This window comes from gamma proteobacterium symbiont of Axiagastus rosmarus (assembly GCF_059730925.1).
The window spans coordinates 326,533-350,727 of record NZ_AP035925.1 but is presented as its reverse complement, the minus strand read 5'-3'; the positions used below and the strand labels follow the sequence as shown (position 1 = coordinate 350,727).

The following is a 24,195-nucleotide window of genomic DNA, read 5'->3' as shown; positions in this document are numbered from 1 at the left end:
TAAACCTTACTCCCGCGCTGGAACAGCCTCCTCCCACAGGAGAGGGAACAAACCTTAATCCGCCTTACCTGCTACGCACCGTCGGCCCCCTCTCCCGCTGGCGGGAGAGGGTTGGGGTGAGGGCAATCAACGCTCCGAAATCACACCGGCACATCCCCTAACACCGTCGCGCGATGCATCACGCGCCGCGCCGGATAATAATCCGCGTTGGCATAATGCTGCGTCACGCGGTTATCCCAGATTGCCACATCGTTCGGCTGCCAGCGCCAGCGCACCTGAAACTCCGGTTTGGTGGCGTGCGCAAACAGATAGCCCAGCAGCGCCTCGCTCTCCTTCTCGCTTACGCCCAGCAGCCTGGTGGTAAAACCTTCATTAACAAACAGCGCCTTGCGTCCGCTCACCGGATGGGTGCGGATCACCGGATGCTGCACCGGCGGATGCTTCGCCACGGCCTGCTGCCAGCGCTGATGCTCCTCTTCCGTCTTACGGTACTTATACTCCTGGAACGATTTCTTAAAGTCGTGCTCCGCCTGCAGGCCACTCAGCAGCTGTTTGAACGGCTCTGACAGCGCCTCGTAAGCGGCAATCCCGCTGGTCCACAGCGTATCGCCGCCGCTCTCCGGCAGCAGCTTTGAGGCCAGAATAGCGATCGCCGGCGGCGTCTGAATAAAGGTGACGTCGGTATGCCAGTTATCGTTGTCCGGCGGATTATCCTGATGCGTATCCAGCACGATAATCTCTTCCACGCCTTCGGCATGCGGATAAACCGGATGAATGTGCAGATCGCCGAAGCGGATCGCCAGCGCGCGCTGCTGCTCCGGCGTAATGCGCTGATCGCGCAGAAACAGCACCTGATGACGCAGCAGACCGTGGTAAAGCTGCTCAAACTGCGCGTCACTCAGCGGACGGCTGAGATCAACATCGCTGACCTGCGCCCCGATATACGGACCCAGCGCGGTAAAATTCACTCGTTCGTTCATTGCTGTTCTCCATTCCAGGGCGTCAGTCGGCGCTGTAGCGCACGTAAACCCAGTTCTAAACTAAAGGCAATCAGGGCGATCACCGCGATGCCCGCCAGCACCACATCGGTGGCGAGAAACTCCCCAGCCGACTGCACCATAAAGCCCAGTCCGCGCGTCGCGGCAATCAGTTCGGCCGCCACCAGCGTGGACCAGCCCACGCCAAGACCGATGCGCAGACCGGTGAGAATCTCCGGCAACGCTCCGGGCAGAATGACAAAACGCAGCAGCTGCACGCGCGTCGCCCCCAGCGCCTGAGCGGCACGGATCCGCACCTGCTGCGTATTCTTCACGCCGGCCAGGGTGGATAAAGTCACCGGCGCGAAAATTGCCAGATAAATCAGTAAAATCTTTGAGGTTTCGCCAATGCCAAACCAAATCACCATCAGCGGCAAATAGGCCAGCGGCGGCACCGGTCGATAGAGTTCAATCAGCGGATCGAGCAGCCCGCGCACCGCCGGACTAAGCCCCATGGCAATGCCCACCGGAATGCCGATCAGCGCGGCAAAGAACAACGCCACCAGCATGCGCGTCAGGCTGGCACCAAGGTGCTGCCATAGCGTGGCATCCATAAAGCCCTGCGGACCGGCAATAACCAGCAGCTTATGCAGCACCTGCTGCGGCGGCGGCAGAAACAAGGGCGCAATCAGCCCCAGCGCGGTCACGCCCCACCACAGCAGCAGCAGCACGGCCACGCTCAGCAGGCTCAGCGACAGCTGGCGGGAAAACGGCCAGCGCAGGCGACGAACGCGGGACGTCCGGCGCTTGTCATCAATAACGGCACTCATACAAACGCCTCCCGCTGCGCGAACACCTGGTTCAGGACATACTCACGTCGTTCGATAAATGCCGGATCGGATTTGATGCTGCGGCACGGCTCGCCTGCGGCGAAGCGCTGGCCAAAATCGAGCTTCAGGCGTTCCACTACGCGACCCGGACCCGGCGACAGCAGCACCAGTTCGCTGGCGAGAAAGACGGCTTCTTCGATGTCATGGGTGATCAGCAGAATCTGCTTGCCGGTATCGCGCCACAACGTCAGCAGCAGCGTCTGCATTTGCTCGCGCGTGAAGGCATCCAGCGCACCGAACGGCTCATCTAACAGCAGCAGCTGCGGATCAGCGGCCAGCGCACGGGCAATCCCCACGCGCTGACGCTGCCCCCCAGAGAGCTGCCAGATAAAACGCTTTTCTGCGCCCTCGAGCCCGACCTTACGGATCAGACGGCGGGCGATCGCGTGCCGTTCAGCTTTTGCCATGCCCGCCAGCTGCAGGCCAAACGCCACGTTATCGATGACATTACGCCACGGCAGTAGCCCTTCGTTCTGAAAGACCACGCCGCGCTCTGCGCCCGGTCCGCGTACCGGCTTGCCATCCAGCGTGATACTGCCGGACTCCAGCGGCAGAAAGCCGGCGATCAAGTTCAGCAGCGTGGTTTTGCCACAGCCGGATGGCCCCAGCACCACCAGCAATTCGCGGCTGGCCAGCTGCAGATTGATATCCTGCAGCGCCGGTTGCCCGGCGTAACGTGCGTTGAGATGGGTGATGCTGAGCATAAGGCCTCCGTTATTTGGCTAAGGGAGCAACAAAGCGCGTGGTGACAAAGCTGCTGTAGTCACTGGCGGCATCCGGCACTTTGCCCTGCTCTTTCAGAAACTGTGCGGTATCGACAATCGCCTTGTTGACCGGTTTGCCCAGCTGTTCCACCTGCTGCTGCGCCGTCAGGTAGGTATTGCCTTTCACCAGCCCGGGGACGTCACTTTCCGGCACGCCGCTCAGGCGCGACAGCTTGCTGAGATTATCCGGCTGCTGCAGCCACTGTTCCGGGTTGGCGATATAAGCCTGCTGCGCGGCAATCGCGCTGCGGGCGAAAGCGGTGACCACTTCAGGATGCTGCCGGGCAAAATCCTTGCGCACCACCCAGACGTCGAGCGTCGGTGAGCCCCACTGCCCGACCTGCGACGAGTCGGTCAGCACCTTGCCGTCTTTCTCCAGTTCATTGACGGCGGGTGCCCAGACGTAAGCGCCGTCGATATCACCGCGCTGCCAGGCAGCAATGATCGCCGGCGGCTGCAGATTAACCAGTTGCACCTGGGTCGGTTTGATGCCCCAGTGTTTCAGCGCGGCCAGCAGGCTGTAATGGGTGGTAGAGATGAAGGGAACGGCAATGCGTTTGCCGATCAAATCTTTGGGTGAGCTGATGCCTTTTTTCACCACCAGCGCTTCAGAATTGCCCAGCTGTGAAGCCAGCAGGAAAGCTTCAATCGGCAGCTGTTGCGTGGCGGCCACCGCCAGCGGGCTGGAACCGATGTTGCCAATTTGCACATCGCCCGAGGCTAACGCGCGCAGGACGCTGGCGCCGCTGTCGAATTTGCGCCAGTCAACCGTGGCACCGCTCTCTTTGGCAAAGGTATTGTCAGCCTGCGCCACTTTGGCCGGTTCCGCCGACGTCTGATAAGCCACGGTCACATTGACCGCCTGCGCCTGAAAGGTCATCAGCGCTAACGCGGCTGCTACCGCGCTTATTGTTTTGGTTACTGCCATCATCATGCACCCCAATGTTGAGTCGTGACGGCAGTGTCGCCAGCAGCAATGATTTCATAAAGGAATTAAAAATTATCCCTAATAAAAATCGGTTCTTAGATCAACATTGGGTAACGCTATGCAAAAAGTGCAAATACAAAACCGCTGGTGCGGAAGAAATATGTCAGGCGCTCACATGCCGACTGTGGTATTGATCTCGTCTTGATTTTTTCCCCCTTTTACAGCGGTACTGGCCTCCATGTCGATTGAGAAAGTTGCGCGCCTCGCGGGCGTGTCGAAAGCCACGGTTTCACGGGTGTTAAACCAGCATCCTGGCGTCCGGCCAGATACGCGTAAACGGGTGCTGGCCGCAATTAATGTGTGCGAATACCAGCCCAACCTGCTGGCGCGCCAGCTGCGTACCGCGCAAAGCAACATGTTGCTGGTGCTGATTTCCGATATCACCAATCCGTTCTGTTCACGGGTGGTGCAGGGCATCGAGGCGGAGGCCGAAGCGCACGGCTATCACATCCTGTTATGTAATTCCGCCTCACAGCTGCGGCGCGAAACCGCCTATCTGGCGCTGCTGGCCGGCAAAGTGGTAGATGGGGTGATCACCATGGACGCCGCGGCCTGTCTGCAGGGACTGAAAGAGTTGATTGGTGATGCGCCGTGGGTGCAGTGTGCGGAGTACGATCCCTCGGTGAACGCCTCCAGCGTCACCATCGATAACCGTCAGGCGGCCTATGACACGGTGCATTATCTGGCCGGCAAAGGGCGTCAGCGCATTGCGCTGGTCAACTGTGATATGCGCTATCTCTATTCGCACCAGCGCGAAAGCGGCTATCGCGACGCCATCACGCAGCTGGGGCTTGACTGGCACGGCGTCGCTTACGCCAGCGACATCTCCTGCGAAGCGGGCAGCGCGGCGCTGCGCGAACTGCTAACGCAGCCAGAGCGGCCGGATGCGGTGTTTGCGGTATCGGACGTGCTGGCGGTTGGCGTGATTCACGCTGCTCTGGAAGCCGGACTGCGCGTGCCAGAGGATCTGGCGGTGGTCGGCTTTGACGGCATTCCGTTCACCAGCAGCATCAACCCGCCGCTGACCACCATTGCCCAGCCGATGAACCAGATGGGTGCCCGCAGCGTGCAGCTGCTGCTGGCACGCATCCGCCAGCGTCAAGCGGCAGTGGTGCATGAAGTGCTGCCGTGGACGCGCATTGAGCGCGCCTCCAGCTGACTCAGTGCCAGATCAACAGCACGCAGGCTGCGGTCAGCGCACCCATGGCGAGGTTGAAGATTTTCCACGCGCGCGGGCTGCGCAGCAGGCGGCCAATCAGCGAGCCGAAACCCATCCAGATCACGCCGGAAACCACGTTCACCAGCGCCATGCCAATGCTGATCGCCACCACGGAATGCAGATAGGCGCTGCCGGCAAGGCTAAAGCTGGCGACCGCACCCAGCGCCATCAGCCAGGCTTTCGGGTTGATCAGTTGCAGTAACCCGCCCTGCCAGAAAGGCATCTGCTTCACGCTGGCATCGTCGGTTTCCAGCGTTTCATATTCGGCGGTGGCAATTTTCCACGCCAGCCACAGCAGGTAGAGGCTACCGGCCACTTTCAGTACCAGATGCAGTGAGGGATAGAGCAGAATCAGGCTGCCGATGCCAAACGCCACCATCAGCAACATCACCTGCATGCCAATCATGATACCAATCAGCAGTGGAAAGGTGCGCAGGAAGCCAAAATTAGCACCTGAGGCGGTAAGTAACATATTATTGGGCCCTGGCGTGATGGCCGCGACCCAGAGAAAGCCCAGCATTGATAAAAAAAGACTCAGTTCCATGTATATTCGGGTGCTCCTCACCCAGAAAAGCGAACAACCCATCGAAGCTATCAGCGAGTTATGCATCAGACAAGTACTATCCCAGGCTATTTTGATCGCCCGAGCGGCGAGCGCTTTACCCCGCTGCGCGGCTTCGGCAATGCGCATCTGCAAACGCTGCTGCCGCGCCTGCTGCGCCGGCGCGTCACGCTGCGCCCGCACTGGCAGCGCCTCGATCTGCCGGACGGCGACTTCGTCGATCTGGCGTGGAGCGAAGATCCGGCACAGGCACTTCACAAGCCGCGCATGGTGCTGTTCCACGGGCTGGAAGGCAGTTTCCGCAGCCCGTATGCCCATGGGCTAATGCAGGCGTGTCAGGCGCGCGGCTGGCTGGCGGTGATCATGCACTTCCGCGGCTGCAGCGGCGAGCCTAACCGTCTGCAGCGCATCTATCACTCCGGTGAAACTGAAGATGCCACCTATTTTCTGCACTGGCTGCAGCGCGAATGGGGCACGGTGCCGACGGCGGCGGTCGGCGTTTCGCTTGGCGGCAATATGCTGGCCTGTCTGCTGGGGCTGCAGGGCACGTCGGCCCCGCTGGATGCCGCGGTCGCCATCTCCGCGCCGCTGGCGCTGGAGCCGTGCAGCCAGAAGCTGGACGTGGGCTTTTCACGCTTTTATCAGCACTACCTGCTAACCCAGCTGAAGAAAAACGCCACGCGCAAACTGCGCGCCTGGCCGGGCACGCTGCCGGTCGATCTGACGCAGCTGCGCGCCTTCCGCCGGCTGCGTGAGTTTGATGATGCGATTACCGCCCGCGCCCACGGGTTTATTGATGCGCGCGACTATTATCAGCGCGCCAGCGCCATGCCATTGCTGACCGGCGTGCGCAAGCCGCTGCTGATCATCCATGCTAAAGACGATCCCTTCATGACCGATGCGGTGATCCCGCAGCCGCAGCAGTTGTCTGCCACAATTGAGTATCAGCTGACGCAGCAAGGCGGTCACGTCGGCTTCGTGGGCGGCAGCCTGCTGCGACCCAAAATGTGGCTGGAGCAGCGCGTGCCGGACTGGCTCTCAACTTATCTGGATATGTAATTGTGATTATTCCCTGGCAAGAACTCGACCCGACAACGCTGGAAAACCTGATAGAAAGTTTTGTGCTGCGTGAAGGCACCGATTATGGCGAGCAGGAGCGCAGCCTGACGCAGAAAGTGGCCGACGTGCGCCGCCAGCTCGAGCAGGGCGAGGTGGTACTGGTGTGGTCAGAATTGCATGAATCGGTCAATATTATGCCGCGGCGTGAATTTCGCGGCTAATGCGTCAGGCGGCAATTCGTGGTAACAATGCTCATCGCCGGACTTCACAGGGAGCGCTGTTATGTCAGCCAGGCATCCAGTCATAGCCGTTACCGGTTCCAGCGGCGCCGGAACCACCACCACCAGTCTCGCCTTCCGTAAAATTTTCCAGCAGCTGGATCTGCACGCGGCGGAAGTAGAAGGCGACAGTTTCCATCGCTATACCCGTCCGGAAATGGACATGGCGATTCGTAAGGCGCGCGACCTCGGGCGTCACATCAGCTACTTTGGCCCGGAAGCCAACGACTTCGGCCTGCTGGAGCAGACTTTCCGCGACTATGGCCAGAGCGGACTCGGCCAGTCGCGCAAATATCTGCACACCTACGATGAAGCGGTGCCGTGGAATCAGGTGCCGGGCACGTTTACACCCTGGCAGCCGCTGCCGGAAAACACCGATGTGCTGTTCTATGAAGGCCTGCACGGCGGCGTGGTGACACAGCAACATAACGTGGCGGAACACGTCGATCTGCTGGTTGGCGTGGTACCGATTGTTAATCTGGAGTGGATTCAGAAACTGGTGCGCGACACCAGTGAGCGCGGCCATTCGCGCGAAGCGGTGATGGATTCGGTGGTGCGTTCGATGGAAGACTACATCAACTACATCACGCCGCAGTTTTCCCGCACGCACCTCAACTTCCAGCGCGTGCCGACCGTGGATACCTCGAACCCGTTTGCCGCGCGTGAGATCCCGTCGCTGGATGAGAGCTTTGTGGTGATCCATTTTCGCGGCCTGGAGGGCATCGCTTTTCCTTATCTACTGGCGATGATCCAGGGCTCGTTTATTTCCCACATGAATACGCTGGTGGTGCCGGGCGGCAAGATGGGACTGGCGATGGAGTTGATCATGACGCCGCTGGTGCAGCGGTTGATTGAAGGAAAACGTATTGAATAGCGCAGGCTAACGCGCCAGTTTCGCCGGGAGGAGCTGAGATCGGGAGCGCAGGGCCGCGCTCCCGGCTGGATTACAGCTCCACCACTTCGTAGCTGTGCGTTATCTCGACGCCCTTGCCCAACATGATCGCGACCGAGCAGTACTTCTCCGCGGACAGATCCACCGCGCGCGCCACCGCTTTATCGCTCAGCGCTTTGCCGCTGACAATAAAATGCAGATTGATATGCGTAAAAATGCGTGGCGCTTCTTCGCGGCGTTCTGAGGTCAGTTTGACTTCACAATCGGCGACATCGTTGCGCCCCTTTTGCAGAATCGACACCACGTCAATCGCGCTGCAGCCGCCCGCAGCCATCAACACCATCTCCATCGGGCTGGGCGCTTTATCACCGGAATTGCCGTCCATTAATACCTGATGACCGGATGAGGATTCTCCGAGAAAGGTCAGCCCTTCCACCCATTTCACTCGTGCCTGCATTATTCTTTCTCCTGAAGCGGCGGTTTTGCCGCCAGAGTACGCTTTCACCTGACAAACAGCAATGCAGACGCATCCCTCACCTGCTGAAGCGAGACAACAGGAGACAGGTTGCAAAAGCTATGCTACAAACAGTGCTGAAAATATTTTCGTCACGAAAGACGAAAGCGGGACGAATCAAAAGCATCGCTTACGAATCCACCCCCGAATAACTGTCCCTCACGGGAAACGCTGGACGATTTCACCGCCTGACAGGGAAAACTGCCCCCTGTATTTTGGGCACGATTACAACAGAGGATAATAGCGAATGGTTCTCGGCAAACCGCAAACAGACCCTACACTCGAATGGTTCCTGTCCCATTGCCATATTCACAAATATCCATCCAAAAGCACCCTCATCCATCAGGGTGAGAAAGCGGAAACGCTGTACTACATCGTGAAAGGTTCCGTCGCGGTACTGATTAAAGATGAAGAAGGCAAAGAGATGATTCTCTCCTACCTCAATCAGGGGGATTTCATCGGTGAGCTCGGCCTGTTTGAAGAGGGCCAGGAGCGTAGCGCCTGGGTACGTGCGAAAACCGCCTGCGAAGTGGCTGAAATTTCCTACAAAAAATTCCGTCAGCTGATTCAGGTCAATCCGGATATTTTAATGCGCCTGTCGGCGCAGATGGCGCGTCGCCTGCAGGTTACATCTGAAAAAGTCGGCAACCTTGCCTTCCTCGATGTGACCGGCCGTATCGCGCAAACGCTGCTCAACCTGGCGAAACAGCCTGATGCCATGACGCACCCGGACGGTATGCAGATCAAAATCACCCGTCAGGAGATTGGTCAGATCGTGGGCTGCTCACGCGAAACCGTGGGTCGTATCCTGAAAATGCTGGAAGATCAGAACCTGATCTCCGCACACGGCAAAACCATCGTCGTTTACGGCACCCGCTGATTTCTTCTCACCCACGGCGTGATGGCAACATCACGCCGTTTCTGTTTACGATGAGCTGATGTGGCGTCGAATCATCTATCATCCGGAAGTTAACTATGCGCTGCGGCAAACGCTGGTGCTGTGCCTGCCTGTGGCGCTCGGCTGGCTGTTTGGCGATCTGCAAAAAGGGCTGCTGTTCTCCCTGGTGCCGGCCTGCTGCAACATCGCCGGTCTGGATACGCCACACAAGCGGTTCTTCAAACGGCTGATTGTCGGCGGCGCACTGTTCGCCAGCGGCAGTTTTCTGATTCAGTACCTCACGGCTTACGCTGTGCCGCTGCCGCTGATTCTGCTGGTGTTGCCGCTGCTGGTGGGCGTGACCGGTGAAATCAGCCCGCTGCATGGTCGTTTGCTGCCCGGCACGCTGATCGCCGCCATCTTTACCTTAAGCCTCGTCGGCCGTATGCCGATGTGGGTCCCGCCGCTGCTGTATATCGGCGGGACGCTGTGGTACGGGCTGTTTAACTGGTTCTGGTTCTGGCTGTGGAAAGAGCAGCCGATGCGCGAGACCCTCAGCCTGCTGTACCGCGAGCTGGCCGATTACTGCGACGCCAAATACACCCTGCTGACGCAGCTGACCGATCCGGAAAAAGCGCTGCCGCCGCTACTGGCGCGCCAGCAGAAAGCGGTCGATCTGATCACCACCTGCTACCAGCAAATGCATATGCTGTCCGCCAGCCGTGATAACAGTCATAAACGCCTGACGCGCGCCTTTCAGGTTGCGCTCGATCTGCAGGAGCACATCTCGGTCAGCCTGCACCAGCCGGAAGAGGTGCAAAAGCTGGTGGAGCAGAGCCACGCCGAGGCGGTGATCCGCTGGAACGCGAAAATCATTTCGGCACGGCTGCGCGTGTTGGCCGATGCCATTCTCTATCACCAGCTGCCGGAACGCTTCCACATGGAGAAGCCGCTCGGCGCGCTGGAGAAAATTGCCCGGCAGCATCCGGATAATCCGGTCGGTAATTTCTGCCTCTACCATTTCAGCCGCATTGCGCGCGTGCTGCGCACGCAGAAGCCGCTATACACCCGCGACCTGATGGCCGATCGCCAGCGCCGCCTGCCGCTGTTGCCGGCGCTGCGCAGCTACCTGTCGCTGAAATCTGCCGCGCTGCGGACGGCGGCGCGCTTCGCGGTAATGCTGATGTTCGGCAGCGCGCTGGCGCTGTTTTTCAATATTCCCAAGCCTTACTGGATTCTGATGACCATCATGTTTGTCAGCCAGAACGGCTACAGCGCCACGCGCGTGCGCATTCAGCACCGCGCGCTCGGCACTTTCGCCGGCTTGCTGATCGCCGCGGCGTCGCTGCGCTTTGCCGTACCGGAGTCGATTGCCCTGCTGACCATGCTGGTCATCACGCTCGCCAGCTATCTGATCACGCGTAAATATTATGGCTGGTCGATGATTGGCTTTACGGTGACGGCGGTGTATTCGCTGCAGCTGCTGTCGCTGAACGGCGCGCAGTTTCTGCTGCCGCGCATGATGGATACGCTGATGGGCTGCCTGATTGCCTTCGCGGGCATGATCTGGCTATGGCCGCAGTGGCAGAGCGGGCTGCTGCGCAATAACGCGCACGACGCGCTGGAGGCGTATCAGGAGGCGCTGCGCCTGCTGCTCGGTCCGGAGCAGGCGCCGGAGAAGCTGGCGTATCAGCGCGTCAAGGTTAACCAGGCGCACAACGCGCTGTTTAACTCGCTCAACCAGGCGTCTACCGAACCGGGCTTTAACTTCCAGTATCTGAAAGATATGCGCCTGTGGGTGACTCACAGCCAGTTTATCGTCGAGCACATCAACGCCATGACCATTCTGGCGCGCGAGCACACCATGCTGACGCCAAAGCTGGCAGAGCGCTATTTGCAGTCCTGTGAAATTGCGCTGCAGCGCTGTCAGCAGCGGCTGGCTTACGACGGGCCGGGCAACGACAGCAATATTCTGGAAGCGCCGGAGAATCTGAATGAGGGGCCGGTGACGATTGTCGAACAGCATGTGAAGCGCATTCTGCAGCACCTCAATGTGATGCACACCATTTCTTCACTGGCGTGGAGCCAGCGCCCACATCACGGCCGCTGGCTCAGCGTGCTGAAGCCGAAAGGTTAGTTCAGGACTTTCGCGATCGCCCGGGCGAAGCGCGCCATGCCTTCTGCGATATCGGTCGGCTCAATCACCAGCGACGGCACAAAGCGAATCACATTGCTGCCGGCGGTCAGTACCATCAGGCCTTCAGCGGCGGAAGCGTTGAGGATATCGCGCGCTTTGCTGGCGTGCTGCGCGTTGAGTACGGCACCCAGCAGCAGCCCTTTGCCCCGAATTTCACTGAAGATGTCAAACTGCTCATTGATTTTCTGCAGCGCCGAGACAAACTGCTCACGGCGCGCGTCGACGCCGTTCAGTACCTCGGGCGTATTGATGATATCCAGCGCGGTTTCGGCAATCGCACAGGCCAGCGGGTTGCCGCCGTAGGTGGTGCCGTGCACGCCCGGCGCCATCACCGAGGCGATTTCATGGGTGGTCAGCATCGCGCTCACCGGGAAACCGCCGCCCAGCGCTTTAGCGGTGGTGATGATATCTGGCTTGATACCATAGTGTTCGTAAGCAAACAGCTTACCGCTGCGGCCCATGCCGCTCTGCACTTCATCCAGCACCAGCAGCGCGTTGTGCTGATCGCACAGCGCACGCAATCCCTGCATGAATTCCGGCGTTGCTGGCATCACGCCGCCTTCCCCCTGAATCGGCTCCACCACAATCGCGCAGGTGTGGTCGTCAATCACCGCTTTCACCGCTGCCAGATCGTTAAACGGCACATGGACGATATCCGCCGGCTTCGGACCAAAGCCATCGGAGTATTTCGGCTGACCGCCCACCGAGACGGTGAACAGCGTGCGGCCGTGGAAGGCGTTGTGGAAAGCGATAATTTTGCTTTTGAACGGGCTGTGCTTTTTGCAGGCGTAGTAGCGCGCCAGTTTGAACGCCGCTTCGTTCGCTTCGGCACCGGAGTTACCGAAGAATACCCGCTCGGCGAAGGTCGCCGCGATCAGTTTACTGGCGAGGCGCAGTGCCGGCTCATTGGTGAACACGTTACTGGTGTGCCACAGGGTTTCGCCCTGACTTTTCAGCGTTTCCACCAGCGCCGGATGGCAATGGCCAAGCGCGGTGACCGCGATACCACCGGAGAAGTCGATATACTCTTTGCCCTGTTGATCCCACACGCGGCTGCCTTTGCCTTTGACCGGCACAAACTGCGCAGGTGCATAAACAGGCAAAATAACGTTATCGAACGTTTCCCGGCTTACCGCTAGATTTTCCGCTGCCATTGATGACCTCATCGGGTTATTTGTTGAGCTGACGTGAAATTATAATCACAAAATATGCATAAAAAATCATGCAATGGCAAACGGAAGTTACATATTGAGGAAATTCGCCAGCAGCTGATGCCCCTGCTCGCTGAGAATGCTCTCCGGATGGAACTGCACGCCCTCGAGCGGCAGCGTACGATGGCGGAAGCCCATGATCTCATCGGCAACGCCATCGCGCAGGCTCCAGGCGGTGACTTCAAACTCCGGCGGCAGCGTGTCGCGCGCCACAATCAGCGAGTGATAGCGCGTGACGGTTAGCGGATTATTCAGGTTGCGGAACACGCCCTGGCCGGTGTGCTGCACCGCAGAGGTTTTGCCGTGCATCACCTGGCGCGCGCGCACCACCTGTGCGCCGAAGGCCTGGGCGATGGCCTGATGGCCCAGGCATACCCCGAGAACCGGCAACCGTCCGGCAAAGTGGCGAATGGCTTCGAGCGAAATGCCGGACTGATCCGGCGTACAGGGGCCCGGCGAGATCACCAGATGACTCAGCGGCAGCGCCGTCATCTCTTCCAGCGTCATCGCATCGTTGCGCACCACGCGCACCTGCGCGCCCAGTTCACAGAAGTACTGGTAGAGATTCCAGGTAAAGGAGTCGTAGTTATCAATTAGCAGCAGCATAATGCCCTCAGGCCAGTAAAACCGCCGCTATTCTACGCATTTTAACGCGCCGGACTCACCACTTTCGCAAACTGCGCATTGAGCGGCGCGAGATCGCCGCCGACGCCGGCGATGATGGCCTGGTGCCAGCTTTCAGGCTCCAGCGTATCCCAGTTCAGCAGATAGCCCGCGTGCAGCGCCAGCTGTTCGAAAAAGATGCGCTGTGCCCGCCCGTTACCGGCACGGAACGGATGCAGGACGTAGATTTCACAGTAGTAATGCGCGATGCGTGCCACGAAGGTCTGCGGGTCGAGGTCGCACAGGCCCTCTTCCTCTTCCAGTGCGCTCATCAGCGCATTGCCCTCGTTCTCGATGTACTCGCAGTGGCAATAGGGCGTGTCGTCGCGCCAGATGTCGATGGTACGCAGTTCGCCGGCCCAGCTGTAGATATCCTGAAACAGCGTGCGGTGAATATGGCGCAGGTGCGGCAGGCCAGGCGTGGCCGGTCCGAGCGCCAGCGTGGCCAGCCGCGCCGCGCTGAATGCCAGCTCGGCTTTACGCAATTGCGCCACGTCGTGAATTTCCAGCAGGTTTTTCAGCACGTCATCGTTGTGCCACAAATAGGGATCGCGCACCGCCAGGCTGTTATCCGCCATATTGCCTCCTCAGCGATGCCAGACGATCGTCCGCCTGGGCGCTCTCGACGGCAGGTTCATTCAGCGTATAACCGGCCAGTTTGCAGCTGGCCTGATAATTGGCCGCACGGGTTTGCTGCCACAACGTGATTTTCTGTTTTTCGGTGAGTTTGCTGCTCATAGCGCCTCCGGCAAGCAGGATGTGCCCTAAGTATAAGAGCAAATTTCAGCTTTGCCGGAGCGCGGCAGACGGCGCCACCCAGGGGTGGCGCGCAGAGGGATTACGGCAGGACTTTCGCGGAAGTGATAACAATCGGTTTTGACGGCACATTCTGGTATGGCCCGACATCTTTGGTCGGCACCTGGGCGATCTTGTCGATCACATCCATGCCTTTCACTACTTTACCAAACACCGCATAGCCGAAGTCGCGCTGGCCATGGTCAAGAAAAGCGTTGTCCGCCACGTTCAGGAAGAACTGGCTGGTGGCACTGTCTTTCTCAGCGGTACGCGCCATGGAAATGGTGCCACGCAGGTTGCGCAGGCCGTTATCCGCTTCGTTTTTGATCGGCGCGTTGGTCTGCTTCTGCTGCATATCCGCAGTGAAGCCGCCGCCCTGAATCATGAAACCCGGGATCACACGATGGAAAATGGTGTTGTTGTAGAAGCCGTTATTCACGTAATCCACAAAGTTTTTTACTGAAACCGGGGCTTTCTGATTATCCAGTTCAAGTTCGATATTGCCCGCAGAGGTGGTGAGCAGCACGTGCGTATCCCCTTTCGCCGCCAGAGCCGAAGCAGATACAGAAGAGAGCGCTAACAGGGCAACCGCCGCTGTCAAAGTACGTTTAAGCATGAAAGATTCCTTACCTTGGAGAGCAAGCTCAAAAACGAGATTGATTGTAAAGAGCATGTAATACAAGAGCCAGCGTTTTACCTATATTTACGCTGATGTTGCTATCGTCATACTTTTCCCGTCGCGCAATCATTTGCGTGACGAAAATCACACTATTAATGAAATATTTCTCGCACGTTTCACTGCTTGTTTATTACGATCACAGATCCATTTACAATTCATGACACTTTTTGCCACGTCGGCGCATCACAGGTTCAGAACATGACAAACCGTAATCGCATTGGCCTTACCTGGATCAGCTTTTTCTCCTATGCGCTCACCGGCGCACTGGTGATCGTTACCGGTATGGTGCTGGATAATATTGCCCAGTATTTCCAGCTGCCCATCTCAGAGATGAGCAACACCTTCACTTTCCTTAACGCCGGTATTCTGGCGGCGGTGTTCCTGAACGCCTGGCTGATGGTGATTGTGCCACTCAAGCGCCAGCTGATCTTTGGCTTTGTGCTGATGATCCTCGCCGTGGCCGGGCTGATGACCAGCCATAACCTCACGGTGTTCTCGCTGTGCATGTTCGTGCTCGGCGTGGTCAGCGGTATCACCATGTCGATCGGCACCTTCCTGATTACCCATCTGTACGATGGTCGCCAGCGCGGTTCCCGTCTGCTGTTTACCGACTCGTTCTTTAGCATGGCCGGCACCATCTTCCCGATTATCGCGGGCATTCTGCTGGCGCGCGCGCTGCCGTGGTACTGGGTTTACGCCTGCATTGGCGTGATCTATGTGGCGATCTTCATCCTGACGCTGATGGTCGAGTTCCCGGTACTGAAGAGCGAAGCCGCGGTGCAGGGCGGCGAAAAAGAGAAGTGGGGCATCGGCGTGCTGTTCCTGTCGATCGCGGCACTGTGTTACATCCTCGGCCAGCTCGGCTTCATCTCCTGGGTACCGGAATACGCCACCAAATCAATGGGCATGGATATCGCCGCCGCCGGTCAGCTGGTCGGTAACTTCTGGACCGCCTATATGGTCGGCATGTGGGCGTTCAGCTTCCTGCTGCGCTTCTTCGACCTGCAACGCATTCTGGTGGTGCTGGCGCTGCTGGCCACCGGCCTGATGTTCTGGTTCGTGAAAACCACTGATGCCAGCATGCTGCACTGGATCATTATGTCGCTTGGCTTCTTCTCCAGCGCCATTTACACCACCATCATCACGCTGGGCTCGCTGCAGACCAAAGCGTCATCGCCGAAGCTGGTGAACTTCATCCTCACCTGCGGCACCGTCGGCACCATGCTGACCTTTGTGGTCACCGGCCCGATCGTGGCCAAAGGCGGTGCGCACGCGGCGCTGTCCACCGCGAACGCGCTGTACGCGGTGGTGTTTGTGATGTGTGTGCTGCTCGGCTTTGTCACCAAACATCGCCAGCACGCTCACCAGACTGCCTGATCCCCAAGCGGCGCGAAGCCTCGCGCCGCTATTCCCCTTCCCGCTCCCTTAACGCCGGAATGTCACCGCTTCGCTAGCACCGAGATAAATTTCACTGCTTGCCGGCTGTGTGGCCGCCACCAGCACGCCCTTACGCAGCGAATAGCGCACCGGCACCTGACGGCGCAGCGCATCGAACCCGTTATCGGCAGGCAGAATGATCAGGCTGGCCGCGTTGCCCACCTGCACGCCATAATCCGCCAGCTGCATGGTTTTGGCACTGTTGTGCGTGATGAGTTGCAGACCGCTGTCGATCTGCTCATAGCCCATCAGCTGACAAACGTGCAGCCCCATATGTAGCACCTGCAGCATGCTGGCGGTGCCGAGCGGATACCAGGGATCGAACACATCATCATGGCCGAAGCAGACGTTGATACCCGCCTCCAGCAGCTCTTTCACCCGCGTCACGCCGCGCCGTTTCGGGTAGCTGTCAAAGCGTCCCTGCAGATGAATATTCACCAGCGGATTGGCGACAAAGTTAATCTGCGACAGCTTCAGCAGGCGGAACAGCCGCGAGGTATACGCGTTATTATACGAATGCATCGCCGTGGTGTGGCTGGCGGTAACGCGCGCGCCCATGCCCTCGCGGTGCGCCAGCGCCGCCACGGTTTCGACAAAGCGTGACTGCTCATCATCAATCTCGTCACAGTGCACGTCCACCAGCCGGTCATAGCGCTGCGCCAGCGCAAACGCCTTGTGCAGCGATTCGACGCCATATTCGCGGGTAAATTCATAATGCGGGATCGCGCCCACCACGTCAGCACCGAGGCGCAGCGCCTCTTCCAGCAGCGCTTCGCCGTTGGGATAAGAGAGAATGCCCTCCTGCGGAAAGGCCACGATCTGGATATCGATCCACGGCGCCATCTCCGCTTTCACCTCCAGCATCGCGGTTAAGGCGGTCAGCGTGGGATCGGACACATCCACGTGGGTACGCACGTGCTGAATGCCGTTGGCAATTTGCCACTTCAGCGTCTGCCGCGCGCGCTGCTTCACATCCTCATGGCTGAGCAGTGCCTTGCGTTCAGCCCAGCGCTCAATGCCTTCAAACAGCGTGCCGGACTGATTCCACGCCGGTTCGCCAGCGGTTTGCGTGGTGTCGAGATGAATATGCGGCTCGATAAACGGCGCGCTCGCCAGGCCACCGGCGGCATCCAGCGCATCCGGCTGGGCGGCCGCGTGCGGCGGCTGCGGAATAATGGCGCTGATGTTGCCGTGGCGAATTTCGATCTGCCATAAACCCGGTTGGCCTGCCAGGCGCAGGTTGTTTATCCACTTAAACGCTTGCTGGGTCATATCCTTCTCCGCTGAAAACGCAACATCTTAAGCTAGCACGAAAAACGGCCGCGCCGCTGGCAACTTTTCTGCCGCCATTGGGTAATTTTCAACCAAATAAAAGACTTAGATAAAAACGCGTAAAATCAGCAACATACCTCTAAATGGGTATATAAAGCCGCAGTTGATGTACGTCAATAAGCGCCAGAAACAGCGCGCTAAGGTAGGCGCAGATCCCGCAAATTTTGAGGCAAGCATGAGCAAGCACAGTGTCGTTATTATTGGCAACGGCATGGTTGGCCACCGCTTTATCGAAGAACTGATCGACAAAGCCGCCCCTGAGCAGTTCGCAATAACCGTTTTCTGTGAAGAGCCCCGCGTCGCCTATGACCGCGTCCATCTCTCCGCCTATTTTTCCCACCACACCGCCGAAGAACTCTCACTGGTGCGCGAAGGCTACTACGAAAAGCATCAGGTCAATCTGCTGCTCGGCGAGCGCGCCATTACCCTCAACCGTGAGGAAAAGCTGATTCACTCCAACACCGGTCGTGCGGTGCATTACGACACGCTGATTCTGGCCACCGGTTCTTATCCGTGGATCCCGCCGATCGCCGGCGCGGAGGGCAGCGACTGCTTTGTCTATCGCACCATCGAAGATCTCAACGCCATTGAAGCCTGCGCGCGCCGCAGCAAACGCGGTGCGGTGATTGGCGGCGGTCTGCTCGGACTGGAAGCGGCGGGCGCGCTGAAAAATCTCGGCATTGAAACGCACGTGATTGAGTTTGCGCCGGTGCTGATGGCGGAACAACTGGATACGCAGGGCGGCGAACAGCTGCGGCGTAAGATCGAACAGATGGGCGTGCAGGTCCATACCGGCAAAAATACCCGGCAGATTGTGCATCACGCTAAGGGCGGTAAAACGCTGGAGTTCGCCGATGGCAGCGCGCTCGACGTCGACTTCATCGTGTTCTCCACCGGCATTCGTCCGCAGGATAAGCTGGCGCAACAATGCGGCCTGGCGCTCGGCCAGCGCGGTGGCGTTGCCATCAACGATCGCTGCCAGACCAGCGATGCGGCGATCTACGCGATTGGGGAATGCGCCGCCTGGCAGGATCGGATTTACGGTCTGGTGGCGCCGGGCTACAAAATGGCGCAGGTCGCCAGCGATGCGCTGGTCGGGCGTGACAGCGTCTTTGCCGGTGCCGATATGAGCGCCAAACTCAAGCTGCTGGGCGTGGACGTCGGCGGCATTGGCGATGCGCACGGCCGCACGCCGGGCGCGCGCAGTTACATCTGGCTCGATGAACAGCAGCACGTGTATAAGCGCCTGATCGTCAGCGAAGACAACAAAACTCTGCTCGGCGCGGTGCTGGTGGGCGACACCAGCGACTACGGCAATCTGCTGCAGCTGGCGCTCAATCACATCGCCTTACCGGAAAACCCGGCGCTGCTGATTCTGCCGGCGGGCAGCGGCGAAAAACCGGCGCTGGGCGTCGATTCGCTGCCGGACAGCGCGCAAATCTGCTCCTGCTTTGACGTCAGCAAAGGCGATATCGTTAACGCGGTGCAGGCGGGTTGCCACACCGTGGCGGCGCTGAAAGCCGAAACCCGCGCCGGTACCGGCTGCGGCGGCTGTATCCCGTTGATTACGCAAGTGCTGAACGCTGAGCTGAGCCGTCAGGGCATCGAAGTCAATCATCACCTGTGCGAGCATTTCGCCTATTCACGCCAGGAGCTGTATCACCTGATCCGCGTGGAGGAGATCAAGTCGTTTGACGCGCTGCTGGCGAAGTATGGCCAGGGTTACGGCTGTGAAGTGTGTAAACCGACCGTCGGATCGCTGCTGGCCTCCTGCTGGAACGAATACATCCTCAAGCCGCAGCACACGCCGCTGCAGGACAGTAACGATCTCTATCTCGGCAACATCCAGAAAGATGGCACCTACTCGGTGATTCCGCGCACCGCCGGCGGTGAAATCACGCCGCAGGGGCTGATGACGCTGGGCGAAGTGGCGCGGCAGTACAACCTTTACACCAAAATCACCGGCTCACAGCGCATCGGCCTGTTTGGGGCGCAGCGCGACGACCTGCCGGCCATCTGGTCACAACTTATTGCCGCCGGCTTTGAAACCGGACAGGCTTATGCCAAAGCGCTGCGCATGGCGAAAACCTGCGTCGGCAGCAGCTGGTGCCGCTATGGCGTTGGCGACAGCCTCGGCTTCGGCATTGAGCTGGAAAACCGCTACAAAGGCATCCGCACGCCGCACAAGATGAAGTTTGGCGTCTCTGGCTGTACCCGTGAATGCGCCGAAGCGCAGGGCAAAGATGTCGGCGTCATCGCCACCGAAAAAGGCTGGAACCTGTACGTGTGCGGCAACGGCGGCATGAAACCGCGCCACGCCGATCTGCTGGCAGCTGACCTCGACCGCGACACGCTGCTGCAGTATCTCGACCGCTTCATGATGTTTTACATCCGCACCGGCGACCGCCTGCAGCGCACTTCGCTGTGGCTGGAGAGCATGGACGGCGGCATCGACTATCTGCGCAGCGTAATTATCGACGATCGGCTCGGCCTTAACGCGCAGCTGGAGCAGGAGCTGACGCGTCTGCGCGCTGACGTCCGCTGTGAATGGACCGCCACGGTTAACGACCCGCAGCAGCAGGCGCACTTCGCCACGTTTGTTAACAGCCCGCAGCGCGACCCGCTGGTGCAGCACGTCAGTGAACGCGAGCAGCATCGCCCGGCGCGTCCGGCGGAGCGCATCGCTATTACCCTGATCGAGGAGGCTGACGCATGAGCCAGTGGTACACCGTGTGTGAACTCACACAAATCCTGCCCGCTACCGGCGTGTGCGCGCTGGTTAACGGCCAGCAGATCGCCATCTTTCGCCCGCGCGACGATGCGCAGCTGTACGCTCTGAGCAACATCGACCCGTTTGCTGAAGCCAGCGTGTTATCGCGCGGCCTGATCGCCGAACACCAGCACACGCTGTGGGTCGCCAGCCCACTGAAAAAACAGCGCTTTCGCCTGAGCGATGGCGTTTGTCTGGAAGATGAAAGCCGCTCGGTGGCGAGCTATGCGGTGCGCGTCAGCAACGGCCAGGTCGAAGTCTGCGCCTGACAGAATTCCTTCACTTTATGAGACGTCACTATGTTTTCTGACACCCTGAACACCTGCGCCGCCAATGCGGCGCGCATTGTACGCACCGCGCAGCACAGCCCGCTGGCCTTCTGGATTGGATCGGCGATGGCCGGCGCTTATGTTGGCCTGGCGATCATCCTGATCTTCACCCTCGGCAACCTGGCGGACCCGGCGTATCGTCCACTGCTGATGGGCGCCACCTTTGGTATTGCCCTGACGCTGGTGATCATCGCCGGTTCCGAGCTGTTTACCGGTCACACCATGTTCCTCACCGTGGGCGTCAAAGCCGGCACCATCAGCCACGGTCAGATGTGGTGTGTGCTGCCGCAAACCTGGCTGGGCAACCTGATCGGCTCAGTGTTTGTCGCCCTGCTCTACTACTACGCCGCTGGTGCGCTGCTGCCGAACGCCGGCTCGCTGATCCACAGCGTAGCGCTGGCAAAAACCACGCAGACGGCGATGGCGCTGTTCTTTAAAGGCGCGCTGTGCAACTGGCTGGTGTGTCTGGCGATCTGGATGGCGGTGCGCAGCGAAGGTGCCGCGAAGTTCATCGCTATCTGGTGGTGCCTGCTGGCGTTTATCGCCTCCGGCTACGAGCACTCCATCGCCAACATGACGGTATTTGCGCTGTCGTGGTTTGGCCAGCACAGCGCCGACCTGACGCTGAGCGGCATCGGCCACAACCTGCTGTGGGTGACGCTCGGCAATATGTTCTCCGGCATGGTGCTGATGGGCCTCGGCTACTGGTATGCCACGCCGCAGGCGCAGCGCCCGCAGACGCAAGCCCAGGCTTCGCCGCTGAAATCGGTATAATCCCTTCCACAGCCCGCACCGTGCGGGCTTTTTTTCAGGATTCGTTATGGATTACTTTCCGCTGTTTTGTCGGCTGCAAGGCAAGCGTTGTTTACTGGTTGGCGCAGGCGATGTGGCTGAACGCAAAGCGCGTTTGCTGCTGGAGGCCGGCGCAGAGCTGTACGTCGGCGCGCGGGATTTTTCCCCGGCATTTCAGCTGTGGGCTCAACAGGGAAAAATGACGTTACTGCACGGCGCCTTTGCCGATGACTGGCTGGATGAATGCTGGCTGGCGATTGCGGCCACCAACGATGATGCCGTCAATCAGCAGGTGGCTGACGCCGCCGAACAGCGCCGCCTCTTCTGTAACCTGGTGGATGCGCCGCAGCAGGCCAGCGCCATTATGCCGTCGATCGTCGACCGCTCGCCGCTGATGATCGCCGTCTCTTCCGGTGGCCGCGCGCCGGTGCTGGCGCGTCTGCTACGCGAGAAGCTGGAGGCAATGCTGCCCCAGCATCTCGGCGAACTGGCTGCGCTGGCGGGCTCACTGCGCGAGCGCGTGAAGCAGCATTTTAGCGCCATGGCGCCACGCCGCGCCTTCTGGGAGCGCTTCTTTGCCAGCGATCGGCTGGCCCAAACGCTGGCCAACGGCGATCGGGCACGCGCTGCCGCGCAGGTCGATGCCTTGTTTGCGGCGCCGCTGACGCAGCAGGGCGAAGTGGTGCTGGTCGGCGCCGGGCCGGGCGATGCCGGTCTGCTGACGCTGAAAGGGTTGCAGGCTATCCAGCAGGCTGATGTGGTGGTGTATGACCGGCTGGTGTCGGAGCCGATTCTTAATCTGGTGCGGCGCGATGCCGAACGCCTCTTCGTGGGTAAACAGGCGGGCCATCACTGCGTGCCGCAGGAACAAATCAACCAGCTGCTGCTGGAGCAGGCGCAGCGCGGCAGGCGTGTGGTGCGCCTCAAAGGCGGCGATCCCTTTATTTTTGGCCGCGGCGGCGAAGAGCTGGAGGTGCTGGCGCAGCATAACATCCCGTTCAGCGTGGTGCCGGGCATCACCGCCGCCTCCGGCTGTGCCGCCTACAGCGGTATTCCCCTCACCCACCGCGACCATGCCCAGAGCGTGCGCTTCGTCACCGGCCATCTGCAGCAGCACGGCGAAATGGAGTGGGGCAAACTGGCGGCGGAGCAGCAGACGCTGGTGTTTTATATGGGCCTCAGCCAGGCGGCCGACATTCAGCAGCAGCTGTTACGGCACGGGATGGACGCAGCGATGCCGGTGGCTATCGTGCAGCACGGCACCACGCCGCAGCAGCGCGTCGCCTGCGCCACGCTGCAGGAGCTGGCGACGCTGGCACAGCAGTTTGCCAGTCCGGCGCTGATCATTGTGGGCCGCGTGGTCAGCCTGCGCACGCAGCTGCGCTGGTTCTGATGCGGTAAAATACTGTACAGCGCTGCGCTTTGCCGCCAGACTGAGCAGCCAAATCAATCACAAGGAGTTTCCATGCGCATTATTTCTCTGGCCGCGGCGCTGCTGATGCCGCTGAGCGTGGCGGTGAGTGCCGCCCCGGTAACGTGGTCATCGGTCACGGGCGAATGGCAGGTGGTTGCCGTGACGCCGAAAAAGGAGAACGGCCAGATTTACATCAAAAACGATCCGCAGTTTATGGGCGCGCGTGGCGTTTAAACCCAATGCGATCAGCTGGACGCGCGGCACTGCCGAACGCGGCATCAATCCGGCGACCGACAATTGCCAGGGAAAACCGCGCCTGAGCGCCGCCAGCGGGGCCGGACAGGATCGTGATTTCAGCTTTCGCTATGGCTTCAACGTGCACTGTGGCAATCAGGCGTGGGGACCGGCACCGGGCGCGGTACTGAGCGTGCTGGCCGACGGCAATGCGCGGCTATTCTGGGATGGCGCAGAGCTGACGCTGCATCGGGTGAAGTAAAGCCTGCGGGGCGCGTTGTGCTGCGCCCCGGCAAACCGGCTTATGGCTGCGCCACGAAGCCTACGGCGTCATACACTTTCTTCAGCGTTTCCTGGGCATGCGCACGGGCTTTCGCTGCGCCATCGCGCATTACCTGGTTGAGGAACGCTTCGTCATTGCGGAAACGATGATAACGCTCCTGCAGCTCAGTCAGCATCTCAGACACAGCATCTGCCACCGCGCCTTTCAGGTGACCATACATTTTGCCTTCGAACTCCTGCTCCAGCTGCGCAATCGACTTACCGGTCACGCCTGACAGGATATCCAGCAGGTTAGACACGCCCGCTTTCTCTTTGATGTCGTAACGCACCACCGGCGGCTCTTCCGAGTCGGTCACTGCACGCTTAATCTTCTTCACCACCGATTTGGTGTCTTCCAGCAGACCAATCACGTTGTTGCGGTTGTCATCGGATTTCGACATCTTCTTCGTCGGCTCCAGCAGTGACATCACGCGCGCGCCGGACTTCGGAATAAACGGTTCAGGAATTTTAAACACGTCGCCATACAGCGCATTGAAGCGCGCGGCGATATCGCGGCTCAGCTCAAGGTGCTGCTTCTGGTCTTCGCCGACCGGCACCTGGTTAGTCTGATACAGCAGAATATCGGCCGCCATCAGCACCGGATAATCGAACAGGCCGGCGTTGATGTTCTCTTCGTAACGTGCCGATTTGTCCTTGAACTGCGTCATGCGGCTCAGTTCGCCGAAGTAGGCGTAGCAGTTCAGTACCCAGCTCAGCTGGGCGTGCTCCGGTACATGCGACTGCACGAAGATGGTGCTTTTTTCCGGATCGATACCGCAGGCAAGGTACAGCGCCAGCGTATCCAGCGTGGCTTTGCGCAGCGCGGCCGGGTCCTGACGAACGGTGATGGCGTGCAGATCGACGATGCAGTAAATGCAGTGGAAATCATCCTGCATCTGCACCCACTGACGCAGCGCACCCATGTAGTTGCCAATGGTCAGTTCACCGGAAGGCTGGGCGCCGCTGAAAACGATGGGTTTGCTCATGTTATGTCCTGATAA

Annotated in this window: 26 protein-coding genes; 13 read left to right on the top strand and 13 right to left on the bottom strand. The window is 59.5% G+C overall.

Annotation, left to right across the window (positions count from 1 at the left end; all coding sequences use genetic code 11):
* Positions 1-140: 140 nt before the first annotated feature.
* From tauD to tauA, 4 genes are read right to left on the bottom strand one after another with little or no spacing between them, the layout of a single operon-like run.
* Positions 141-980, bottom strand: a complete 840-nt coding sequence (gene tauD / locus AC6I8F_RS01550; RefSeq protein WP_021507449.1) for a taurine dioxygenase — start codon at positions 978-980, stop codon at positions 141-143.
* Entirely contained in the window at positions 977-1,807 is an 831-nt protein-coding gene (gene tauC / locus AC6I8F_RS01545; protein ID WP_498028421.1) for a taurine ABC transporter permease TauC, read from the bottom strand. Before tauC ends, tauD begins: the two co-directional genes overlap by 4 nt.
* Complete coding sequence (tauB, locus tag AC6I8F_RS01540) at positions 1,804-2,571, bottom strand: taurine ABC transporter ATP-binding subunit (protein ID WP_021507447.1); 768 nt, start codon at positions 2,569-2,571, stop codon at positions 1,804-1,806. Before tauB ends, tauC begins: the two co-directional genes overlap by 4 nt.
* Before the next feature lie 10 nt (positions 2,572-2,581).
* Positions 2,582-3,562, bottom strand: a complete 981-nt coding sequence (gene tauA / locus AC6I8F_RS01535; protein WP_040679688.1) for a taurine ABC transporter substrate-binding protein — start codon at positions 3,560-3,562, stop codon at positions 2,582-2,584.
* 235 nt (positions 3,563-3,797) lie between these two features.
* Between tauA and AC6I8F_RS01530 the strand changes: the two genes are divergently transcribed.
* A complete protein-coding gene (locus AC6I8F_RS01530; protein ID WP_021507445.1) occupies positions 3,798-4,778 on the top strand; it encodes a LacI family DNA-binding transcriptional regulator in 981 nt (326 codons plus the stop codon).
* A 1-nt stretch (position 4,779) separates the two neighbouring features.
* Here the strand turns inward: AC6I8F_RS01530 and AC6I8F_RS01525 are convergent, their stop codons facing one another.
* Positions 4,780-5,382: a LysE family translocator gene (locus AC6I8F_RS01525; RefSeq protein ID WP_031279689.1), complete on the bottom strand. Its 603-nt coding sequence runs from the start codon at positions 5,380-5,382 to the stop codon at positions 4,780-4,782.
* Positions 5,383-5,442: 60 nt separating this feature from the next.
* On the opposite strand from AC6I8F_RS01525, the gene AC6I8F_RS01520 reads away from it, so the two are divergent.
* From AC6I8F_RS01520 to AC6I8F_RS01510, 3 genes are all read left to right on the top strand, one after another.
* The gene (locus AC6I8F_RS01520) at positions 5,443-6,459 is read left to right on the top strand and encodes a hydrolase (RefSeq protein ID WP_498028420.1); all 1,017 of its coding nucleotides are present in this window, start codon (positions 5,443-5,445) and stop codon (positions 6,457-6,459) included.
* Between the two features lie 2 nt (positions 6,460-6,461).
* The gene (locus AC6I8F_RS01515; RefSeq protein WP_021507442.1) at positions 6,462-6,680 is read left to right on the top strand and encodes a YheU family protein; all 219 of its coding nucleotides are present in this window, start codon (positions 6,462-6,464) and stop codon (positions 6,678-6,680) included.
* A gap of 61 nt (positions 6,681-6,741) precedes the next feature.
* The gene (locus AC6I8F_RS01510) at positions 6,742-7,611 is read left to right on the top strand and encodes a phosphoribulokinase (protein WP_021507441.1); all 870 of its coding nucleotides are present in this window, start codon (positions 6,742-6,744) and stop codon (positions 7,609-7,611) included.
* 70 nt (positions 7,612-7,681) lie between these two features.
* Here the strand turns inward: AC6I8F_RS01510 and AC6I8F_RS01505 are convergent, their stop codons facing one another.
* A complete protein-coding gene (locus tag AC6I8F_RS01505; RefSeq protein ID WP_021507440.1) occupies positions 7,682-8,086 on the bottom strand; it encodes an OsmC family protein in 405 nt (134 codons plus the stop codon).
* Positions 8,087-8,390: 304 nt separating this feature from the next.
* Between AC6I8F_RS01505 and crp the strand changes: the two genes are divergently transcribed.
* Complete coding sequence (gene crp, locus AC6I8F_RS01500) at positions 8,391-9,023, top strand: cAMP-activated global transcriptional regulator CRP (RefSeq protein ID WP_000242755.1); 633 nt, start codon at positions 8,391-8,393, stop codon at positions 9,021-9,023.
* Between the two features lie 58 nt (positions 9,024-9,081).
* Positions 9,082-11,157 carry a YccS/YhfK family putative transporter gene (locus AC6I8F_RS01495; RefSeq protein WP_021507439.1) on the top strand — a complete coding sequence of 692 codons (2,076 nt, stop codon included), beginning with the start codon at positions 9,082-9,084 and terminating at the stop codon, positions 11,155-11,157.
* On the opposite strand, the gene argD is transcribed toward AC6I8F_RS01495, so the two are convergent.
* The 5 genes from argD to ppiA form a co-directional block, all read right to left on the bottom strand.
* Entirely contained in the window at positions 11,154-12,371 is a 1,218-nt protein-coding gene (gene argD, locus AC6I8F_RS01490) for a bifunctional acetylornithine/succinyldiaminopimelate transaminase (protein ID WP_498028419.1), read from the bottom strand. The two genes, AC6I8F_RS01495 and argD, sit on opposite strands and share 4 nt — an antisense overlap.
* An 87-nt stretch (positions 12,372-12,458) precedes the next feature.
* Complete coding sequence (locus AC6I8F_RS01485) at positions 12,459-13,034, bottom strand: aminodeoxychorismate synthase component II (RefSeq protein ID WP_278709008.1); 576 nt, start codon at positions 13,032-13,034, stop codon at positions 12,459-12,461.
* A 41-nt stretch (positions 13,035-13,075) separates the two neighbouring features.
* Positions 13,076-13,669 carry a putative adenosine monophosphate-protein transferase Fic gene (locus AC6I8F_RS01480; RefSeq protein ID WP_211727100.1) on the bottom strand — a complete coding sequence of 198 codons (594 nt, stop codon included), beginning with the start codon at positions 13,667-13,669 and terminating at the stop codon, positions 13,076-13,078.
* Complete coding sequence (locus tag AC6I8F_RS01475) at positions 13,659-13,829, bottom strand: YhfG family protein (protein WP_021507436.1); 171 nt, start codon at positions 13,827-13,829, stop codon at positions 13,659-13,661. The genes AC6I8F_RS01480 and AC6I8F_RS01475 overlap by 11 nt, the downstream gene beginning before the upstream one ends.
* A gap of 100 nt (positions 13,830-13,929) precedes the next feature.
* The gene (ppiA, locus tag AC6I8F_RS01470; RefSeq protein ID WP_021507435.1) at positions 13,930-14,502 is read right to left on the bottom strand and encodes a peptidylprolyl isomerase A; all 573 of its coding nucleotides are present in this window, start codon (positions 14,500-14,502) and stop codon (positions 13,930-13,932) included.
* 261 nt (positions 14,503-14,763) lie between these two features.
* Here ppiA and tsgA point away from each other — a divergent pair, with 261 nt between their 5' ends.
* On the top strand, positions 14,764-15,942 hold the full coding sequence (gene tsgA / locus AC6I8F_RS01465; RefSeq protein ID WP_021507434.1) for an MFS transporter TsgA: 1,179 nt from the start codon (positions 14,764-14,766) through the stop codon (positions 15,940-15,942).
* Positions 15,943-15,990: 48 nt separating this feature from the next.
* Here tsgA and AC6I8F_RS01460 read toward each other — a convergent pair whose 3' ends face one another.
* Complete coding sequence (locus AC6I8F_RS01460) at positions 15,991-17,274, bottom strand: cytosine deaminase (RefSeq protein WP_021507433.1); 1,284 nt, start codon at positions 17,272-17,274, stop codon at positions 15,991-15,993.
* A 235-nt stretch (positions 17,275-17,509) separates the two neighbouring features.
* On the opposite strand from AC6I8F_RS01460, the gene nirB reads away from it, so the two are divergent.
* From nirB to AC6I8F_RS01430, 6 genes are all read left to right on the top strand, one after another.
* On the top strand, positions 17,510-20,050 hold the full coding sequence (nirB, locus tag AC6I8F_RS01455; protein WP_498028418.1) for a nitrite reductase large subunit NirB: 2,541 nt from the start codon (positions 17,510-17,512) through the stop codon (positions 20,048-20,050).
* Positions 20,047-20,373: a nitrite reductase small subunit NirD gene (gene nirD, locus AC6I8F_RS01450; protein WP_021507431.1), complete on the top strand. Its 327-nt coding sequence runs from the start codon at positions 20,047-20,049 to the stop codon at positions 20,371-20,373. Before nirB ends, nirD begins: the two co-directional genes overlap by 4 nt.
* A 30-nt stretch (positions 20,374-20,403) precedes the next feature.
* Entirely contained in the window at positions 20,404-21,207 is an 804-nt protein-coding gene (nirC, locus tag AC6I8F_RS01445) for a nitrite transporter NirC (RefSeq protein ID WP_058780172.1), read from the top strand.
* A 46-nt stretch (positions 21,208-21,253) separates the two neighbouring features.
* On the top strand, positions 21,254-22,618 hold the full coding sequence (cysG, locus tag AC6I8F_RS01440; protein ID WP_498028417.1) for a siroheme synthase CysG: 1,365 nt from the start codon (positions 21,254-21,256) through the stop codon (positions 22,616-22,618).
* A 72-nt stretch (positions 22,619-22,690) separates the two neighbouring features.
* Entirely contained in the window at positions 22,691-22,873 is a 183-nt protein-coding gene (locus AC6I8F_RS01435) for a hypothetical protein (protein ID WP_498028416.1), read from the top strand.
* Positions 22,863-23,135, top strand: a complete 273-nt coding sequence (locus AC6I8F_RS01430; protein ID WP_498028415.1) for a hypothetical protein — start codon at positions 22,863-22,865, stop codon at positions 23,133-23,135. The genes AC6I8F_RS01435 and AC6I8F_RS01430 overlap by 11 nt, the downstream gene beginning before the upstream one ends.
* A 40-nt stretch (positions 23,136-23,175) precedes the next feature.
* Here AC6I8F_RS01430 and trpS read toward each other — a convergent pair whose 3' ends face one another.
* Positions 23,176-24,180, bottom strand: a complete 1,005-nt coding sequence (trpS, locus tag AC6I8F_RS01425) for a tryptophan--tRNA ligase (protein WP_058770971.1) — start codon at positions 24,178-24,180, stop codon at positions 23,176-23,178.
* Positions 24,181-24,195: the final 15 nt, after the last annotated feature.

What these genes read in the sequence shown, in the direction of transcription:
- tauD (WP_021507449.1), bottom strand. Translation starts at nt 980, where the DNA reads ATGAACGAACGAGTGAATTTTACCGCGCTGGGTCCGTATATCGGGGCG.
- AC6I8F_RS01520 (WP_498028420.1), top strand. Translation starts at nt 5,443, where the DNA reads ATGCATCAGACAAGTACTATCCCAGGCTATTTTGATCGCCCGAGCGGC.
- AC6I8F_RS01485 (WP_278709008.1), bottom strand. Translation starts at nt 13,034, where the DNA reads ATGCTGCTGCTAATTGATAACTACGACTCCTTTACCTGGAATCTCTAC.
- nirB (WP_498028418.1), top strand. Translation starts at nt 17,510, where the DNA reads ATGAGCAAGCACAGTGTCGTTATTATTGGCAACGGCATGGTTGGCCAC.
- AC6I8F_RS01475 (WP_021507436.1), bottom strand. Translation starts at nt 13,829, where the DNA reads ATGAGCAGCAAACTCACCGAAAAACAGAAAATCACGTTGTGGCAGCAA.
- tsgA (WP_021507434.1), top strand. Translation starts at nt 14,764, where the DNA reads ATGACAAACCGTAATCGCATTGGCCTTACCTGGATCAGCTTTTTCTCC.
- tauA (WP_040679688.1), bottom strand. Translation starts at nt 3,562, where the DNA reads ATGATGGCAGTAACCAAAACAATAAGCGCGGTAGCAGCCGCGTTAGCG.
- crp (WP_000242755.1), top strand. Translation starts at nt 8,391, where the DNA reads ATGGTTCTCGGCAAACCGCAAACAGACCCTACACTCGAATGGTTCCTG.
- argD (WP_498028419.1), bottom strand. Translation starts at nt 12,371, where the DNA reads ATGGCAGCGGAAAATCTAGCGGTAAGCCGGGAAACGTTCGATAACGTT.
- AC6I8F_RS01460 (WP_021507433.1), bottom strand. Translation starts at nt 17,274, where the DNA reads ATGACCCAGCAAGCGTTTAAGTGGATAAACAACCTGCGCCTGGCAGGC.
- AC6I8F_RS01480 (WP_211727100.1), bottom strand. Translation starts at nt 13,669, where the DNA reads ATGGCGGATAACAGCCTGGCGGTGCGCGATCCCTATTTGTGGCACAAC.
- AC6I8F_RS01435 (WP_498028416.1), top strand. Translation starts at nt 22,691, where the DNA reads ATGCGCATTATTTCTCTGGCCGCGGCGCTGCTGATGCCGCTGAGCGTG.
- AC6I8F_RS01495 (WP_021507439.1), top strand. Translation starts at nt 9,082, where the DNA reads ATGTGGCGTCGAATCATCTATCATCCGGAAGTTAACTATGCGCTGCGG.
- nirC (WP_058780172.1), top strand. Translation starts at nt 20,404, where the DNA reads ATGTTTTCTGACACCCTGAACACCTGCGCCGCCAATGCGGCGCGCATT.
- tauB (WP_021507447.1), bottom strand. Translation starts at nt 2,571, where the DNA reads ATGCTCAGCATCACCCATCTCAACGCACGTTACGCCGGGCAACCGGCG.
- trpS (WP_058770971.1), bottom strand. Translation starts at nt 24,180, where the DNA reads ATGAGCAAACCCATCGTTTTCAGCGGCGCCCAGCCTTCCGGTGAACTG.
- AC6I8F_RS01525 (WP_031279689.1), bottom strand. Translation starts at nt 5,382, where the DNA reads ATGGAACTGAGTCTTTTTTTATCAATGCTGGGCTTTCTCTGGGTCGCG.
- nirD (WP_021507431.1), top strand. Translation starts at nt 20,047, where the DNA reads ATGAGCCAGTGGTACACCGTGTGTGAACTCACACAAATCCTGCCCGCT.
- ppiA (WP_021507435.1), bottom strand. Translation starts at nt 14,502, where the DNA reads ATGCTTAAACGTACTTTGACAGCGGCGGTTGCCCTGTTAGCGCTCTCT.
- AC6I8F_RS01530 (WP_021507445.1), top strand. Translation starts at nt 3,798, where the DNA reads ATGTCGATTGAGAAAGTTGCGCGCCTCGCGGGCGTGTCGAAAGCCACG.
- AC6I8F_RS01510 (WP_021507441.1), top strand. Translation starts at nt 6,742, where the DNA reads ATGTCAGCCAGGCATCCAGTCATAGCCGTTACCGGTTCCAGCGGCGCC.
- tauC (WP_498028421.1), bottom strand. Translation starts at nt 1,807, where the DNA reads ATGAGTGCCGTTATTGATGACAAGCGCCGGACGTCCCGCGTTCGTCGC.
- AC6I8F_RS01505 (WP_021507440.1), bottom strand. Translation starts at nt 8,086, where the DNA reads ATGCAGGCACGAGTGAAATGGGTGGAAGGGCTGACCTTTCTCGGAGAA.
- cysG (WP_498028417.1), top strand. Translation starts at nt 21,254, where the DNA reads ATGGATTACTTTCCGCTGTTTTGTCGGCTGCAAGGCAAGCGTTGTTTA.